This window comes from Halopseudomonas sp. (assembly GCF_047631575.1).
Lineage (GTDB): Bacteria > Pseudomonadota > Gammaproteobacteria > Pseudomonadales > Pseudomonadaceae > Halopseudomonas.
The window spans coordinates 25,919-42,177 of record NZ_JBLIAB010000005.1; the positions used below are offsets into that span (position 1 = coordinate 25,919).

Below are 16,259 nucleotides of genomic sequence, written 5' to 3' on the forward strand. Positions count from 1 at the left end.
AAAGACGCAGCATAATGGAAACTGACGCTCAGTTCACTTCATTGGTCACCTTTGCAGCCGCCTGCAGGACAATCAGGCAGAAATCTCTTGCCACATTTTGGACAGGCGCTTGGCGGATACCGGCATGCGTGTGCCTAGCTGCTGGGCAAATAGCGACACGCGATACTCCTCCAAGAGCCAACGCCAGGTAAGCAGTGTCTCGTCTCGGCGCCCTTCCTGCCGATGCTTGAGTTCACGCGCCTGGTAGCGAGCCACGAGCTCCTGTAACTCTTCAGTCCACACCCGGTCGCGCTGCACTTGCCCTGGCAGCTTGTCGAGTCGTTGCTCGACCGCTTGCAGATAACGCGGATACTGGGCCAACCATTCAGCTGGCACTTCCCTGATAAACCCTTTGAAAAAAAGCTTGGCCAGTTGCGCTCTTATATCGTTGAACGCCAACGCCTGAGCCAGATCGATCTTACCCTTGAAGCGTTTTTGCAACGCATGCCAGCCCTTAAGCACCGCCAGGGTTTCGACCGCTAGCTTCTCGGTCGCGGCGACCCACTCGCCCTTTCCTTGGTCCATGAGTGCGGCCAAAGCCTGCGGTGTGCGCGGGAGAGGTTGGTCATCCGGCAGGAATACCCGATCAATCGACGCCAATAGCACATCGTCGGTCAGCTGTTGCTGATTCCCCAGTTCGCGATAATAGATCGCCGCATCCTTTATGGCCGAACATTTCTGTCGTAGAAATCGGGCCTGTTCGTTCAATTCGCGGAGCAACAATCGTTGCACGCCCCGTCGATGAGCCTGCTGCGCCTGATTATCCGTATCGAAAAGCTGTTCGTGCACCTGATCTCCCTCCTCGACCCAGGCGGGCCAGAAGGTGACCTCTATTCCTGCCTGATTGCGTACGTGGGACTCGGGGAGCGCATAAGTACCAGCAGGACTCATCTGCTCTGTCGGCAGGGATTGTGGCGTAGGCATCTGCTCGTCCTGCGCCCGGCCGGCAAGACGACTGCACAGTGAACTATGATCGCGACCTTCGGCAATGACTATACCCTCGGCATCAACCACTTCGATATTAGTCAGAAGATGGGGCTCAAGTTCAACATCAGCCCAGGCCATATCATCGATACGAGTACCCGTCATTTGGGTCAATTCACGACCCAGAGTCTGGGTCAGATTGCCCTGGGCGAATGGCATGCGCTCGAGTGCAGCACGGACAAAATCCGGAACCGGTACGAAGTTGCGCCGCAGGGATTTTGGTAGCCCACGGACCAGGGCTACACACTTATCGAACAAGAGGCCGGGGACCAGCCAATCCAGCCGCTCGGCCGGAATCTGCCGCAATAGCGGCGCTGGTATGCGCATGGTGACACCATCTCGAACGTGTCCGGGCTCAAAATGATAGGTCAACGGCAAAGCTACCTGCTGCCAGCGCCATGCATCGGGGTACTGTTCTGCAGTGACCTCGCCCGCCTCACGCTGGAGTAACTCCTCGCGAGTCATGTGCAGCAACTGGGGCTGTTCACGCTGCTGGGTTTTCACCCAACGCTCGAAGCTGGCTAGCTGATAGATTTGCGCCGGCACGTGGCGGTCAAAATAGGCATACAGGGTTTCATCGTCGACCAGAATGTCGCGCCGTCGGGCCTTGGCTTCCAACTCATCAAGTTCGGCAAGCAATTGCTGGTTAGCTTTATTGAAGGCGGCCCGACCGTGCCACTCACCGAGTACCAACGCCTGGCGAAGGAATATTTCCCGCGAGGCTACCGGATCAATCGGCCCGTAGTGCACCTTGCGGCGCGGCACGATGATCAGCCCGTACAAAGTGATCTGTTCATAGGCGACGACCTGCCCACGTTTCTTTTCCCAATGCGGTTCACTGTAACTAGTCTTGACTAGGTGACCCGCCAGCGGTTCAACCCACAACGGATCGATCTTCGCTACCAGGCGTCCATATAGACGTCGAGTTTCAGTGAGTTCAGCCACCATGACCCAAGGCGGCCTTTTCTTTGCCAACGCTGACGAGGGGTGCAACATGAATCGACGCTGCCGCGCACCCAGATAATCGCCCTCCTCGGTTTTGTTGCCCAACTGGCTTAGCAGCCCGGATAGCAACGCCTTGTGGACAGCCTCATCGGAGGCCGGCTGGTTGTTGCGCTCGAACTTCAGATCACGACAGGTCAGCACCAGCTGTCGGTGAGTCTCCCTCCACTCACGCAGACGCAAAAAATTGAGAAAGTTTCGACGACACCAACTGCGCAACTGGCCCTGCGTCAAAGCCTGACGCTGGTCTTCGAAACCACGCCAAAGATTGATAAACGATGCAAAGTCCGAGCTTTCTTCACGCCATTGCAGATGCGCCTGATCGGCTGCTTGCTGACGCTCAAGCGGCCGCTCACGAGGATCCTGTACAGTCAGCCCGCTGGCAATAATCAACATTTCTTCCAGGCTGCCGGTGCGGCTTGCTTCCAGCAGCATCCGGCCAATGCGCGGATCCACCGGCAAGCGAGCCAGTTGCCGGCCGTTATCGGTAATGGTGCCATCACGATCTACCGCGCCAAGTTCTTGCAACAAGGTAAAGCCGTCGCTTATCGCGCGACCTTCAGGCGGCTCAATAAACGGAAAGTCCTCTATGCGTCCAAGTTGCAAATGCAGCATCTGCAGGATGACTGCGGCCAGATTGGTACGCAAGATTTCCGGATCGGTAAAGGCAGGACGGGCGTTGAAATCGTCTTCGGCATACAACCGTACGCAGATACCGGGTGCAACTCGACCACACCGGCCCTTGCGCTGGTTGGCGCTAGCCTGGGATACCGCTTCCACCGGCAGTCGCTGCACTTTCGAGCGCGGACTGTAGCGGCTGATACGCGCCTCACCCGGGTCGATCACATAAACGATACCCGGTACAGTAAGCGACGTTTCGGCAACGTTGGTCGCCAGAATCACCCGCCGCCCAGCATGAGTTGCAAATATTTTCTGCTGTTCGGCAACGGACAACCGGGCATATAAGGGCAAAATTTCGGTATGCCGCAAGTTGGCTTTGCGCAGGAAGTCAGCCATATCACGAATCTCGCGCTCACCTGGGAGAAACACCAGTGCATCGCCGGGGGACTGACCATTGGCACGCTCGTGTCGCTCCAGTTCATGCAGCGCCGCGACGACTCCCTGATCAATGCTTAAGTCCTCCTCAACTTGGTTGCCCTCTTCATCCATCTCCGCGCTCAGCGGGCGGTACCAGACCTCCACTGGGTAGGCCCGACCGGACACCTCGATCACCGGAGCATTATCAAAATGCGCGGAAAACCGCTCCAGATCGATGGTAGCCGAGGTGATGATCACCTTCAGGTCCGGACGCCGAGGCAGAATGGTTTTGAGATAACCGAGCAGAAAATCGATATTCAGGCTGCGCTCATGGGCCTCGTCGATAATCAGCGTGTCATAACGCTGCAGAAAACGATCATTCTGGGTTTCGGCCAGCAGGATGCCATCGGTCATTAGCTTGACCAGCGTGGTATCGGAACTCTGATCAGTAAAGCGCACCTGAAACCCGACCAGCTCGCCCAAGGGCGTACCAATTTCATCCGCTACCCGGCTGGCGACACTGCGCGCCGCCAGTCGTCGTGGCTGAGTATGACCAATCAGCCCACGGGTACCACGACCCAGTTCGAGGCAAATCTTGGGGATCTGGGTTGTCTTACCCGAGCCGGTTTCGCCTGCCACGATGACCACTTGATGCGCCTCGATGGCCTCGCGTATCTGCTCCCGACGTTCGGCGATCGGCAGTTGGTCATCAAAACGCATTGCGGGAATACTCTCTCGACGCGCCTGAACACGTACACAAGAGCGTTTGAACTGCTCAACCCAGCGGGCTTGACGCTGCGGGTCAGGCTGTTTGCCTAATTGCTGCAACTGCCTCTGTAGTCGATGGCTATCGGCAGCCATGGCCTGATCCATGTCGGCTGCCAGCGCGGAAAGTTCGGTCATCGTGTGAGCCTGTACCTGCCGGATAATGTGAGGGGTTAACTAGTGCTGAAAAAAAACCCCGCCAGGGCATGGCTCTGGCGGGGCCCTTTTGCTGCAGTCATGACCGCAGCGATGATGCAATTTACTGATTGGCAGCCTTCTTGAGCTCCTCATCGCGCAGTTCACGACGCAGAATCTTGCCTACGTTGGTCGTCGGCAACGACTCACGGAACTCAACGTATTTGGGCACCTTGTAGCCCGTCAGGCTGTCACGCATCTGCGCTTTTACCTGATCTTCGCTAAGCTCTGCACCCGGCGCTTTGACCAGGAAAACCTTGATCGCTTCACCGGACTTTTCATCCGGGACTCCAATGGCGGCGCATTGCGCTACACCCGGAATAGCAGCCATTACATCTTCCAATTCATTGGGGTACACGTTGAAACCGGATACGAGAATCATATCCTTCTTGCGATCGACGATACGCAGGTAGCCGTCTTCCTGAATAACGGCGATATCACCGGTTTTCAACCAGCCGTCGGCGTCCAGCACTTCGTCGGTAGCTTCCTGGCGCTGCCAATAGCCCTTCATCACCTGAGGCCCTTTTACGCAAAGCTCACCGCGCTCACCCAGAGCCATTTCTTGACCATTATCATCGATTATCTTGCATAGCGTTGATGGCACCGGAATACCAATAGTACCCAGCTGAATATTGTCGATTGGGTTGACCGTCGCCAGCGGGCTGGTTTCCGTCATACCGAAGCCTTCACACACTTCACAACCCGTAATTTTCTTCCAGCGTTCGGCTGTGGCCTGCTGCAATGCCATACCTCCAGAGAGGGTCAGCTTGAAATGACTGAAATCCAGATTGCGAAAAGCCTCATCGTTGCACAGGGCGACGAACAGCGTGTTGAGTCCGACGAAGCCCGAAAAAGGAACCTTGGACAGTTCTTTGACGAATGCTGGAATGTCACGCGGATTGGTAATCAGAATGTTGTGGTTACCACTGATCATCATTGCCATGCAGTGAAAAGTGAACGCATAGATATGGTATAGAGGCAAAGGACATATGATCGTCTCCTGACCGTCCTTAATCGTGGAGCCCATCATGGCCTTGGCCTGGAGCATGTTGGCGACGATGTTTTGATGTGTGAGCATCGCGCCCTTGGCTACACCTGTGGTACCACCTGTGTATTGCAGTACAGCGATATCCTGCGCCGCGGGGGACGCTTCCTTGAATGTCTGACCTTTACCCTTGGCAAGTGCGTCGTTGAACGTCACTGCGCCGGGGATGTTGTAGGAAGGCACCATCTTCTTGACATACTTGACCACGCTGTTGACCAGCAGGCGCTTGAGCGGAGGCAACATATCCGCCACTTCCGTAATGATGACCTGCTTGACGCCGGTGCGCGGTATGACCTGCTCTGCCAGATGCGCCATATTGGCCAGGCAGATCAGCAGCTTGGCACCGGAATCATTGAATTGGTGTTCCATTTCACGGGGCGTGTACAGCGGATTGGTATTAACAACGACATACCCAGCACGCATTGCACCAAATACCGCGATGGGGTATTGCAGTACGTTAGGCATCTGAATGGCGATACGATCGCCCGCTTCCAGTCCGCTGTTCTTTTGCAGATAGGCAGCGAACTGACCCGATAGGCTATACAACTCACCGTAGGTAATGGTCTTGCCCAGGTTGCTGAACGCGGGCTTGTCGGTAAAGCGTTCACAGGCGTGTTTGAGAACTTCTAGAATATTGCTGTACTGATCCGGATTTATCTCTGAGGGAATGCCCACGGGATATTTGTCTTTCCAGAAATTCTCAAGCATGGATGCCTGCTCCTGAGCGTATTCGTAAGTGCGTACCGGCCCGGAGGGGCTATGGTCGCCGTTATTGTATTGGTGACTACAAAAGCTTTTCTGGTCGAAAAGTCGTCAAAGACTAGCAGTTTTTACCGGTACAGACCAGCTCAGGCGGGCCGTCCGCGGCGGGAAGAGTAGCAAACGGGAGATAAAAAGAAGGGGCCCGCAACGAACAGGCCACCAGAAAATTCCGGCGGCCTGGATCCTGCTGCAAATACACCTTTGTTGCGGTATTGCCGCGAGCAAATCAGACGTCGCGCAGCTCCCGCCGCAGGATCTTGCCAACCGGGGTCATCGGTAGCGACTCACGGATTTCGTAGTGTCTGGGCACCTTGTAACCCGTAAAGTTAGCGCGGCAATAGGCTTTCAGTTCATCAATAGTCAGGTCCGGGGAGCTGGGAACTACAAACAGCTTGACCGCTTCACCGGATTTTTCGTCCGGCACACCGATGGCAGCCGCGTTGGCTACTTTGGGATGGGCCGCAACCACATCTTCAATTTCGTTCGGGTAGACGTTGAAGCCTGAAACGATGATCAGATCCTTGATTCGATCGACAATGGCCACATAGCCATCGGCATCTATTACCGCAACGTCACCGGTTTTCAACCAACCTTCGGCATCGAAACTTTCCTTGGTGGCGTCGTCGCGCTGCCAGTAGCCCTTCATGACTTGGGGACCCTTGACGCAGAGCTCACCGCGCTCACCAATCGGCAGTTCATTACCGTCCTCATCCACCACCTTCAAGGCAGTACTCGCCACAGGCAGACCGACAGTACCCAGCCGTGCCAACCCGCCACCGGGGCTGGAGCACACCACCGGCGAACATTCAGTGAGACCATAGCCTTCGCCGATACGGCTATTTGTTTTCTTTTCCCAGCGCTCAGCTGTGGCCTTGACCAAAGCGGTACCACCTGAGGTCGTGCCCTTTAGATGGGAGAAGTCGATTTCTTCGAATTCCGGGTGCTCCATCAGTGCGACAAACAAGGTGTTCAAGCCCATCATTGAGGAGAACTTCCACTGCTTCAGCTCCTTGACGAAACCACCGATATCACGCGGATTGGTGATCAGCACGTTGTGATATCCGGCCAGCATCATGCACATGCAATTGGCTGTAAATGCGAAGATATGATAAAGCGGCAACGGGCAGATGATGATCTCGCTACCCTCACCCATGATTTTGTTACCCGCATCATCAAGCTGTTGCAAGTTGGCGTAAACCTGCAGCATGTTGCTTACGATATTCCCATGAGTCAGCATCGCACCCTTTGAAGGACCGGTAGTCCCGCCGGTGTACTGCAGTACGGCCACATCGTCATGGGTCTTCTGAACGGGCGTCGGCTTCTTACCCTTGCCAGCCTTTAATGCTGCCTTGAATGACACTGCCTGCGGCAGATTAAACGAGGGCACCATCTTTTTCACGTTCTTGATTACGGTATTTACCAGCCAGCCCTTGGCTGCCGGCAACATGTCACCCATGCGGGCTTCAAATAGATACTTGATCTCGGTATCCGGTGCTACCTCTTCAACCAGATGACCGAACATGTTCAAGAACACTAGGGCTTTGGCGCCAGAATCCTTGAACTGATGGCGCATTTCCCGAGCGGTATACAGTGGATTGGTATTGACCACGACCAGCCCGGCGCGCATCGCACCGAAGACAGCGACCGGAAATTGCAGCACGTTGGGCATCTGGATAGCGATACGGTCACCTGGCTGCAAATCGGTCTGGGTTTGCAGGTAAGCGGCAAAGTCTCCAGACAGCCTGTCCAGGTCACCGTAGGTAATAGTGGTATTCATATTGGTGAAGGCAGGACGATCGGCAAATTGTTTGCATGAGCGTTCAAACACATCAATGATAGAACTGTATTGCGCAGGATCGATATCGTTGGGCACGCCGGGCGGGCGTTTGTCATTCCAGAACGATGCTTCCATTATTGTTGTCCTCTTTCCCCGTGTTGGTCTTATGGGATGAAAATCACGTTCATCCCTGTGTCATTATTCCGACCGACAAACAGACTTGTCAGCTGGCTCACGTCTGTGCGTAACTCTCAAAATTACCAGCATTGAACGAAAACACAAAACGCTACCGCGTTTCATTTGGTATAGGCATAGGGAGAACAACAAGAATGCCCTTTCAAACCGGCTGGCTGGTTGCCGCAGATCAACAAAAACTCTTCTTCTACCAGTGGTTGCCGGACGCCGCGCACATTCGTGGCTGGATTCTAATTAGTCACGGAATGGCTGAACATGCGGGCCGTTACGCCTGGCTTGCCGATCAGCTTAACCGTGAAGGTTATGCGGTCGCCGCCCTTGACCAGCGCGGTCATGGTAAGAGTATCACTGACCAGGCGGGGCACTTTGCTGACCTCGACGGATGGCGGAAAGTCACATCGGATATTGGTGCGTTGCGTGCGCACCTATGCGAACTGACGGACCATGCGCCAGTGTTTTTGCTGGGGCACAGCATGGGCTCCTATATTGTGCAGAGCCACTTGCTTGCCAGTTCAGAGGGGCTGACAGGAGTCGTCCTCAGTGGCAGTAACGCCCACCCTGCCCTGTTGAGCCGTATCGGCATTACCGCTGCGCATATTGAAGGCCGTTTGCGCGGATGGGCTAGTCCCGCTCTCACCCTGGGTAAACTGAGCTTCGGTCAGTTCAATCGATCATTTCAGCCCAACCGCACCGAATTCGACTGGCTCAGCAGGGATCCTGCGCATGTCGATGCTTATGTGGATGATCCGCTGTGTGGCTTTGAGTGTACAGCCCGCCTCTGGCTTGATCTGTTCAGCGGGCTGGTACAGATCGCAGATCCCGAACAACTGGCACGCATACCAGGTCCTTTGCCGATTCGTATAATCGGCGGCAGTGCCGATCCGGTGAGTGCTGGAAATGGCCTGCCCAAACTGAAGCAGCGGCTCAACGACGCAGGACTGACAGCGGTGAATGTGCAATTATATGATGGCGCCCGGCACGAACTCTTCAACGAAACCAACCGCGAGCAGGTGGTTGGCGATTTACTCGCCTGGCTCAACGGCCTGGCCCCTGACACCACCTGTGCACACTCGGAGCCTTCTGATGTTACAGCTTGAAAATCGCACCTATGAAGAACTCAACCTCGGCGACATCGCGTCAGTCAGTCACCTGGTCAGCGAACGGGACCTGATTTTATTTGCAGAAGTATCGGGCGACGTTAATCCGGTGCATCTGGACGAGGACTTTGCCGCTGCTACGCCGTTCAAGGGCCGGATTGCCCATGGCATGTTTACCGGAGCCCTGATTTCAGCCGCTATCGCTTGCGAACTACCCGGTCCTGGGACCATCTATATCGGTCAGGAAATAAGCTTTCTTCGTCCAGTGAGACTGGGCGATGAGATTCGGGTAGAGCTGGAGGTGATCGAAAAGCTACCGAAAAACCGGGTGAAGATTACTACTCGGGTCTTCAATCAGGACAACAAACAGGTAGTAGAGGGTGTCGCAACGGTGATGGCGCCAACCGAAAAAACAACGATGGCGCGTCCCACACTGCCAAATGTGACTATCGGCTAGAATGCGTCAGATCCAACCGGGATGAGGCTCTGCTTTGGCCTATTTGTCATCCCGGGGCGATCTGATTATTTGCTGAGAAAGCGCATTCCCTCTTCCAAGCCTTCCAGTGTCAACGGATACATCCGGTCCTCGATCAAATCACGCACGATACGTGTCGAGGTAGTGTAATCCCAGGCATCCTTGGGGTAGGGGTTTATCCAGATTGTCTTCTTGTACTTCTCCATGAAGCGCTGGATCCAGACGTGTCCGGCCTCCTCATTCCAATGCTCCACACTGCCTCCCGGCTGAGTTATCTCGTAGGGGGCCATAGCGGCGTCACCAACAAAGATAATCTTGTAGTCCGGTCCGTACTTGTGCAATAGATCCATCGTAGAAGTGCGCTCACCCGTGCGGCGTAGGTTGTTTTTCCAGACTGACTCATACGGACAGTTATGGAAGTAGTAGTACTCAAGATGCTTGAACTCGGTACGGCATGCCGAGAAGAGCTCTTCGCACACCTTGATGTGCGCATCCATCGAGCCGCCGATATCAAACAACAACAACAGTTTGACCGCGTTACGTTTTTCCGGACGCATCTGAATATTCAGCAGACCTGCATCGCGCGCCGTGTGGTCGATGGTGCCATCAATATCCAGCTCGTCAGGCGACCCTTGGCGGGCAAATTTACGCAGTCGACGCAAAGCTACCTTTATATTGCGGGTACCCAGCTCAACCTGATCGTCCAGGTTTTTGTATTCGCGCTGATCCCACACCTTGGCCGCCTTGCCCTGCCGTTTCCCGGCATCGCCAACTCGAATACCTTCTGGATTAAAGCCACCCGAACCAAATGGGCTGGTACCGCCTGTACCTATCCATTTATTACCACCTTCATGGCGCTCCTTCTGCTCTTCAAGGCGCTTCTTGAACTCCTCTATCAGCTTATCCAGGCCGCCCAACGACTTGATTTTTTCGCGCTCTTCATCAGTCAGCATGCGCTCGAATTCCTTGCGCAGCCAATCCTCCGGAATCAAGGTTTCAAGCAGTTGATCGAGATTTTGCAAGCCATTGAAATAGGCCCCGAATGCACGATCAAACTTGTCGAAATGGCGTTCATCCTTGACCATTATCGTGCGCGCAAGGTAGTAGAATTCGTCCATATTGGCGAACACAACATGGTGCTTGAGCGCTCGTATCAGATCGAGCAGCTCACGCACCGATACCGGCACCTTCGCCGCTCGCATTTCATTGAACAGACCCAGAAGCATGGGCTTCCCCCTTGTTAGCGAATCTGACGTCTCAGCGGTTCTGGCGACGGGTCATGAATGCCAACCGTTCGAGCAAATGCACATCCTGCTCGTTCTTGACCAAAGCGCCATAGAGCGGTGGAATGGCTTTGGTCGGATCACGGTCACGTAAAACTGCTTCCGGGATCTGATCGGCAAGTAACAGTTTGAGCCAGTCAACCAACTCGGAAGTAGATGGCTTTTTCTTCAGTCCTGGCACCTTGCGCACGTCAAAAAAGATGTCCATTGCCTCAGACAGGAGTGCCTTGCGGATCTCGGGAAAATGCACATCGACAATCCGCTGCATGGTCGTGCGGTCAGGGAAGGCGATGTAGTGGAAGAAGCAGCGGCGCAGGAAAGCGTCCGGCAGTTCCTTTTCGTTGTTCGAGGTAATGATGATGATGGGCCGTTGCTTGGCCTTGATCGTCTGATTGGTCTCGTAAACGTAGAACTCCATCTTGTCGAGTTCCTGCAACAGGTCGTTGGGAAACTCGATATCTGCCTTGTCGATTTCGTCGATCAGCAGAATTGAACGCTCTTCGGACTCGAACGCTTCCCAGAGCTTACCCTTTTTGATGTAGTTGGCGACGTCGTGCACCTTTTCAACACCTAGCTGCGAATCACGCAGACGGCTTACCGCGTCGTATTCGTACAATCCCTGATGGGCCTTAGTGGTCGATTTTATGTGCCAGGTAATCAGCTTTATTCCCATCGACTCGGCCAATTGTTCGGCGAGCATGGTCTTGCCTGTGCCCGGTTCACCCTTGACCAGCAGGGGCCGTTCCAGCGTGATGGCGGCGTTGACTGCCAGTTTCAGATCATCTGTGGCTACGTAGGAAGGGGTACCTTCGAATTTCATTCCGGCTGTCCTCAAGGTAATTCAGGGTATGGTGCCGCCTGGGGCGTGCAACACCAATAAAGTTAACCTACGACTATAACGTGAGCGCGGGCGCACTGTGAACCGGGGCGTAGTATTCAGTCACTGAATGATCCACCTAGTAATACTTATCATAATCAGCGCTCTTTAACTGGCCCGCTATCGAAGTCGGAGCTGAAGGCTTCGATAAATCCATTGCGCAAAATACCGAACAAAGCCTGCAAAGGGCTTATTTCGGTCTCGTTCAAAGTACCGCTTAGAGTTACACGCGTCGCCAACTGGTCCTTGCGCTGATTTTTCAGAATAGCGCCGCCTCCCCCTACCAGAGCCTCCCACATACCACGCAATATCCCCTTGTCTTGACTCTGTATATCTTGCTTGAAGTTGAATATTTCAACATTACGCAACAGCGGCTTTACGTATCCCTCGATTTTGCCGTCCGTTACTGAGGCCTCGATCACTAGCTCACCGGTGCCCGCCTGAAAATCAAAGTTGCCATAGGCCGAGGTAAAATCGTTGAGCCGGGTTAGTTCAGCATTGGATACACGCAGTCTGAAATCAATATTCTGCATGCGCACCAGTGGGTCAAAAGCAGCTTCTACTTCCATCGGAGCATGCCCTAGAAATTGAGCTGTGCCCCTCATGTTGGCGTCGCGATTACCCTCGAGGTCTTCTGCGGTACCGAGGTTATGAAAGCTCAGATTGACGTCATTGGCATACAGGTTGACTTGTGGCTCGGTGGTGAAATTACGAAACGCCACTACGCCATCGATCATCCGTAATTCGTTCAGGGTGATTGGTACCTGCTCCTGCAGCGTTTCCCGCCAATCGACGCCATTACCGATTTGTTTTCCTTGTTCGCTTGGCGCATCCACGAAAGTCACCTCTGGCTCCGTGAAGCTGACGACCGCAACTAAAGCCCGTTGCTCCCATAACGCCTTCCAGCTAACGGCGATATCGATCAGTGGCGCCTTGAGCAAGGGGGCTTGAATATTGCCTTCGGCTTTCTCGATATTAAGATTGTGCAGCACGTAGGCGCCTCGCCACCAGGAAAGCTCAACACGCTCGACATGCCCAGTGTAATTGCCCATCTGCGCCATATTTTCGTTCAACAGATGCCGCACCAGGGAAGCGAGTGATAGATGAAGGATCACCAGCGCAATGATAACGCTCGCCATAACACCGTAGGTAAACCCAAGTTTCTTTTTCATCCACAGGCCCTTATCGTTGACTACTATTTTGGCAGTCAGGTTAGCTCACAGCTGACTCTTTCACTGAGGTCGCAGACTGGCTATCCTGCCTACAACTCCTTATTCAGGTTTGATCACACCATGCCTTTAAATCCCACTACTCTCGCTCAACATATTCTTGACGGATTCGACAGCTACCGGCACGGTTTCCGGGAGATAACAGATGGCGCACGTCGCCGTTTTGAAGACGCGCGCTGGACCGAGATTCAGGAGGCATCCACCGCACGCATCAATTTATACGAGGAATGTGTTACCGCCACCTCAGCTGCGCTGGAACACAACCAGACGGCCAGTAACATATTGGATGTTACACGTTGGCCGGACATTCGCATGGCCTATATAGAACTCATCTCACAGCGCTTTGACGACGAGCTGGCCGAGACCTGGTTCAATTCGGTATTCACCAGCCTGCATCACCACGATCAGATCAGTGATGAAACCATGTTCGTGCATACGACGCGTCCGCCGACCCGGCCCCCTTCGCGCACCCCACTGACACGCGGATTCATCTCCGACGGATCCCTGGACGCGCTGATAAGACAGGTTCTTGACGAGCATCGATTCAATACACCCTGGGTGAATTTCGACGGCGATTGCAAAATGATCGTTGAGCACCTGCAAAAGGGATTGCCTGAATGGGCACAAATCGATCGAGGTTTGACTATCGAGTTGGTCCAATCAGTGTTCTACCGTAACAAAGGTGCCTATCTGGTAGGTCGCGTACTGAGCCAGAACGAACAATGGCCTTTTGTGCTACCCCTCATTCATCGGGAAACCGAAGGTATCTGTGTCGACACCCTCATCACCGACGAGTCTCAGGTATCGATCATATTTTCTTTTACCCGTTCGTACTTCATGGTCAAGGCGGTCGTACCCGCAGAACTGGTGAGCTTTCTCAAAAAACTGCTGCCAGGCAAACATATCGCTGAACTGTATACGGCGCTCGGTTTTTATAAACAGGGCAAGTCAGAATTCTATCGCTCTCTGATTTCTCACTTGGCCACGAGCGATGATCGTTTCATGATGGCGCCGGGGGTGCGCGGTATGGTGATGAGCGTGTTCACCCTGCCCGGCTTCAATACGGTATTCAAGATAATGAAGGACAAGTTTGCGCCTTCCAAGAATATAGATCGGGCGACTGTTATCGACCGCTATCGCCTGGTCAAACGACATGATCGGGTCGGGCGCCTGGCAGACACTCAGGAGTTTGCGGACTTCCGCTTTCGCCGCGACCGGTTCGAACCCGACTGCCTGGCCGAGCTACTCGAAGTAGCTGCCTCAACTATCATAGATGAAGGCGAGATCATTCTGGTGCGACATTGCTGGACTGAGCGACGCATGACACCACTGAATATCTATCTTGAACACGCCAGCGAAACGCAGACGCATGAAGCCCTATTGGACTACGGCAAAGCAATCAAGGAGCTGGCGGCCGCCAACATATTCCCCGGAGACATGTTACTGAAGAACTTCGGCGTCACGCGTCATGGCAGAGTGGTGTTCTACGACTACGACGAGATAAGTTATCTGACCGAGGTCAACTTCAGGCACATCCCCGAAGCCATATACCCGGAGCAGGAGATGGCGTCAGAACCTTGGTACTCGGTCGGACCCAACGACGTCTTTCCCGAAGAGTTTCCCGTATTTCTATTCGCCGACATCAAACACCGTAAGCAATTTTCCAGCATGCATGGCGACATCTTCGACGCGGACTACTGGAAAGGCTTACAAGCACGCATCAAGGATGGCCAGGTCATAGATGTCTTCCCGTACCGCAGAACCTGAACTGCCAATTCAGACCAGCGGCCGCATAGATACAAATTAATTTACCTGCGGGGGTGTTATTTTTTCAATCTGTCGTATACTGAGGTTCGTTCGTTTTGCGTCGTAAGGCACCTGCCAAGCACAGCTTGACAAGGTAAGCAATAAAGCGCAGAGTGAGCGCGTAGGTTTTCAAGATAGAGTAGTAGGCTGCAAGCGCACTTTTCAGTACGTAAGTTTGTCATTCTCGTAATCTTTGATTCCCCGCGCTTTAATTGAGCAATGCTCAAGTTTTTCAATTTGATAGGAATTATCCGAAATGGCAACTGGTACAGTTAAGTGGTTTAATGACACTAAAGGCTTTGGCTTCATTACTCCAGACGGCGGTGGTGATGATTTGTTCGCCCACTTCTCAGAAATTAAGGTTCAGGGCTTCAAATCCCTCGCCGAGAACCAGAAGGTGTCTTTCGACATCACTACTGGTCCTAAAGGCAAGCAAGCTGCAAACATTCAGGTTATCGGTTAATTCCGAAGTCTGACTGAAAACCCGGCCTAGGCCGGGTTTTTTATTGCCTGCAACAAAGTCTTTTCACATCGCGGTAAAGCAAAAAAAACTCGCCTGAAAAGGCCTTAAGTCGTACCCTATGGCCCTAACAGTAAGGCCGTTCGGGGACCACCCGGCGTGGCTTTTACCCGTGTTGCCTTTTCGCAACCCGCCACCAGGACGTCTAAGAGGGGGTTCCCACAGTGGAAAGCACCGAGTCAGCAAAAATCGACGACAGCCTTAGGCTGACAATCTTCCGAGCAGCAGAAGCCATCGTCAGCGAATTGGGCGCGTCACAGTTGACCTTTTCCAGTCTGAGCGTGCGGACAAACATTGATCAGAAAACCCTGGAAATCATGTTCCCGGATCGAGAGGCGCTGCTTGCGGCGATGGTCGAGCACCGCCTGGAACGCTTCAGAGTACGCTGGAGAGCATACGAAAGCGTGCTGCCCGACGAGCCTATGAGAGAACTCAAGTCCCTACTGCTGAGCAATCTGAGTGAATCCAACGAAGAAAAAAACCTGGACTCGGCCATTCTAGCGGCAGCATCAAGTAATCCGGAATTACTGCAGACAACCTCAGACGACGTCCAGGGCTTATTTAACATCCTAGCTGAGTCTCCACTGGGTTTGGCCCAAGCCAGCATTCTGTTCTTCTCGGTACGCGGATATCGGTTATTCGAACAAATAGGTATATGTCCCATGACCGATATTCAGCGCAGCGAGTTCCAAGAACAGATCATGCAATTGGCTAGAACCCTATACGAGCAGAAAAGCGAAGACTGAAGCCTACTTGACCTCATCGCCCGGCCAACCACTCAGCAGCCTAAACTCAATGCTGCCCCCGGGCGTATTTGGTTTCTATCGGTCGCCAATGTTTCCACGCTGCTCGGAGCAACGCAAAAACAATATAGGCAACCAATACCAACCCCATTACCAGACTAATATCGCCCAACATACGAACCTGATCATCGCCTGAGCCGAGGACCGCATCAAACAACAGGATAATGGTTGCCGGCGCCTGCGCAGCTTCCATAGGAGCCACACGCACGGGTGTAAACAACAAAACCGCCATCATTAGCCAAAGCGGCTCACGAATAAACCACCAAGGAATGAAGCTGGTAATCTTCCACCACACCAGCCAGCCGCAGGCCGCAGCCGCCAGATAAACCATCCATACCATCTCGTATTCGGATTCGTTGAACATCGG

Annotated in this window: 12 protein-coding genes; 5 read left to right on the forward strand and 7 right to left on the reverse strand. The window is 53.7% G+C overall.

Features of this window, described 5'->3' with window-relative positions:
• Positions 1-72 precede the first annotated feature (72 nt).
• The 3 genes from hrpA to ACJAXR_RS10630 form a co-directional block, all read right to left on the reverse strand.
• On the reverse strand, positions 73-3,966 hold the full coding sequence (gene hrpA, locus ACJAXR_RS10620; RefSeq protein WP_415058244.1) for an ATP-dependent RNA helicase HrpA: 3,894 nt from the start codon (positions 3,964-3,966) through the stop codon (positions 73-75).
• Between the two features lie 121 nt (positions 3,967-4,087).
• Positions 4,088-5,776 carry a long-chain-fatty-acid--CoA ligase FadD1 gene (gene fadD1 / locus ACJAXR_RS10625; RefSeq protein WP_415058245.1) on the reverse strand — a complete coding sequence of 563 codons (1,689 nt, stop codon included), beginning with the start codon at positions 5,774-5,776 and terminating at the stop codon, positions 4,088-4,090.
• 280 nt (positions 5,777-6,056) lie between these two features.
• Complete coding sequence (locus ACJAXR_RS10630) at positions 6,057-7,742, reverse strand: long-chain-fatty-acid--CoA ligase (RefSeq protein WP_415058246.1); 1,686 nt, start codon at positions 7,740-7,742, stop codon at positions 6,057-6,059.
• Between the two features lie 194 nt (positions 7,743-7,936).
• On the opposite strand from ACJAXR_RS10630, the gene ACJAXR_RS10635 reads away from it, so the two are divergent.
• Together ACJAXR_RS10635 and ACJAXR_RS10640 are read left to right on the forward strand one after the other, a co-directional pair.
• A complete protein-coding gene (locus ACJAXR_RS10635; protein WP_415058247.1) occupies positions 7,937-8,899 on the forward strand; it encodes a lysophospholipase in 963 nt (320 codons plus the stop codon).
• Positions 8,886-9,356, forward strand: a complete 471-nt coding sequence (locus tag ACJAXR_RS10640; protein ID WP_415058248.1) for a MaoC family dehydratase — start codon at positions 8,886-8,888, stop codon at positions 9,354-9,356. The genes ACJAXR_RS10635 and ACJAXR_RS10640 overlap by 14 nt, the downstream gene beginning before the upstream one ends.
• A gap of 65 nt (positions 9,357-9,421) precedes the next feature.
• Here the strand turns inward: ACJAXR_RS10640 and ACJAXR_RS10645 are convergent, their stop codons facing one another.
• From ACJAXR_RS10645 to ACJAXR_RS10655, 3 genes are all read right to left on the reverse strand, one after another.
• Positions 9,422-10,600 carry a vWA domain-containing protein gene (locus ACJAXR_RS10645; RefSeq protein WP_415058249.1) on the reverse strand — a complete coding sequence of 393 codons (1,179 nt, stop codon included), beginning with the start codon at positions 10,598-10,600 and terminating at the stop codon, positions 9,422-9,424.
• Between the two features lie 31 nt (positions 10,601-10,631).
• Complete coding sequence (locus tag ACJAXR_RS10650; RefSeq protein WP_415058250.1) at positions 10,632-11,477, reverse strand: AAA family ATPase; 846 nt, start codon at positions 11,475-11,477, stop codon at positions 10,632-10,634.
• Between the two features lie 155 nt (positions 11,478-11,632).
• Complete coding sequence (locus ACJAXR_RS10655; protein ID WP_415058251.1) at positions 11,633-12,706, reverse strand: DUF748 domain-containing protein; 1,074 nt, start codon at positions 12,704-12,706, stop codon at positions 11,633-11,635.
• A gap of 120 nt (positions 12,707-12,826) precedes the next feature.
• Between ACJAXR_RS10655 and aceK the strand changes: the two genes are divergently transcribed.
• The 3 genes from aceK (at position 12,827) to ACJAXR_RS10670 (ending at position 15,835) form a co-directional block, all read left to right on the forward strand.
• Complete coding sequence (aceK, locus tag ACJAXR_RS10660) at positions 12,827-14,530, forward strand: bifunctional isocitrate dehydrogenase kinase/phosphatase (RefSeq protein WP_415058252.1); 1,704 nt, start codon at positions 12,827-12,829, stop codon at positions 14,528-14,530.
• A gap of 295 nt (positions 14,531-14,825) precedes the next feature.
• Positions 14,826-15,032, forward strand: coding sequence for a cold-shock protein (locus ACJAXR_RS10665; RefSeq protein ID WP_028615072.1), 207 nt, complete (start codon positions 14,826-14,828; stop codon positions 15,030-15,032).
• Between the two features lie 221 nt (positions 15,033-15,253).
• A complete protein-coding gene (locus ACJAXR_RS10670) occupies positions 15,254-15,835 on the forward strand; it encodes a hypothetical protein (RefSeq protein ID WP_415058253.1) in 582 nt (193 codons plus the stop codon).
• Positions 15,836-15,881: 46 nt separating this feature from the next.
• On the opposite strand, the gene ACJAXR_RS10675 is transcribed toward ACJAXR_RS10670, so the two are convergent.
• Positions 15,882-16,256, reverse strand: a complete 375-nt coding sequence (locus ACJAXR_RS10675; RefSeq protein WP_415058254.1) for a hypothetical protein — start codon at positions 16,254-16,256, stop codon at positions 15,882-15,884.
• Positions 16,257-16,259 lie beyond the last annotated feature (3 nt).

Excerpts from the sequence above, each read along its gene's own strand:
- ACJAXR_RS10630 (WP_415058246.1), bottom strand. The coding sequence starts at position 7,742 with ATGGAAGCATCGTTCTGGAATGACAAACGCCCGCCCGGCGTGCCCAAC.
- ACJAXR_RS10665 (WP_028615072.1), top strand. The coding sequence starts at position 14,826 with ATGGCAACTGGTACAGTTAAGTGGTTTAATGACACTAAAGGCTTTGGC.
- ACJAXR_RS10640 (WP_415058248.1), top strand. The coding sequence starts at position 8,886 with ATGTTACAGCTTGAAAATCGCACCTATGAAGAACTCAACCTCGGCGAC.
- hrpA (WP_415058244.1), bottom strand. The coding sequence starts at position 3,966 with ATGACCGAACTTTCCGCGCTGGCAGCCGACATGGATCAGGCCATGGCT.
- ACJAXR_RS10645 (WP_415058249.1), bottom strand. The coding sequence starts at position 10,600 with ATGCTTCTGGGTCTGTTCAATGAAATGCGAGCGGCGAAGGTGCCGGTA.
- ACJAXR_RS10655 (WP_415058251.1), bottom strand. The coding sequence starts at position 12,706 with ATGAAAAAGAAACTTGGGTTTACCTACGGTGTTATGGCGAGCGTTATC.
- ACJAXR_RS10675 (WP_415058254.1), bottom strand. The coding sequence starts at position 16,256 with ATGTTCAACGAATCCGAATACGAGATGGTATGGATGGTTTATCTGGCG.
- ACJAXR_RS10635 (WP_415058247.1), top strand. The coding sequence starts at position 7,937 with ATGCCCTTTCAAACCGGCTGGCTGGTTGCCGCAGATCAACAAAAACTC.
- aceK (WP_415058252.1), top strand. The coding sequence starts at position 12,827 with ATGCCTTTAAATCCCACTACTCTCGCTCAACATATTCTTGACGGATTC.
- ACJAXR_RS10650 (WP_415058250.1), bottom strand. The coding sequence starts at position 11,477 with ATGAAATTCGAAGGTACCCCTTCCTACGTAGCCACAGATGATCTGAAA.
- fadD1 (WP_415058245.1), bottom strand. The coding sequence starts at position 5,776 with ATGCTTGAGAATTTCTGGAAAGACAAATATCCCGTGGGCATTCCCTCA.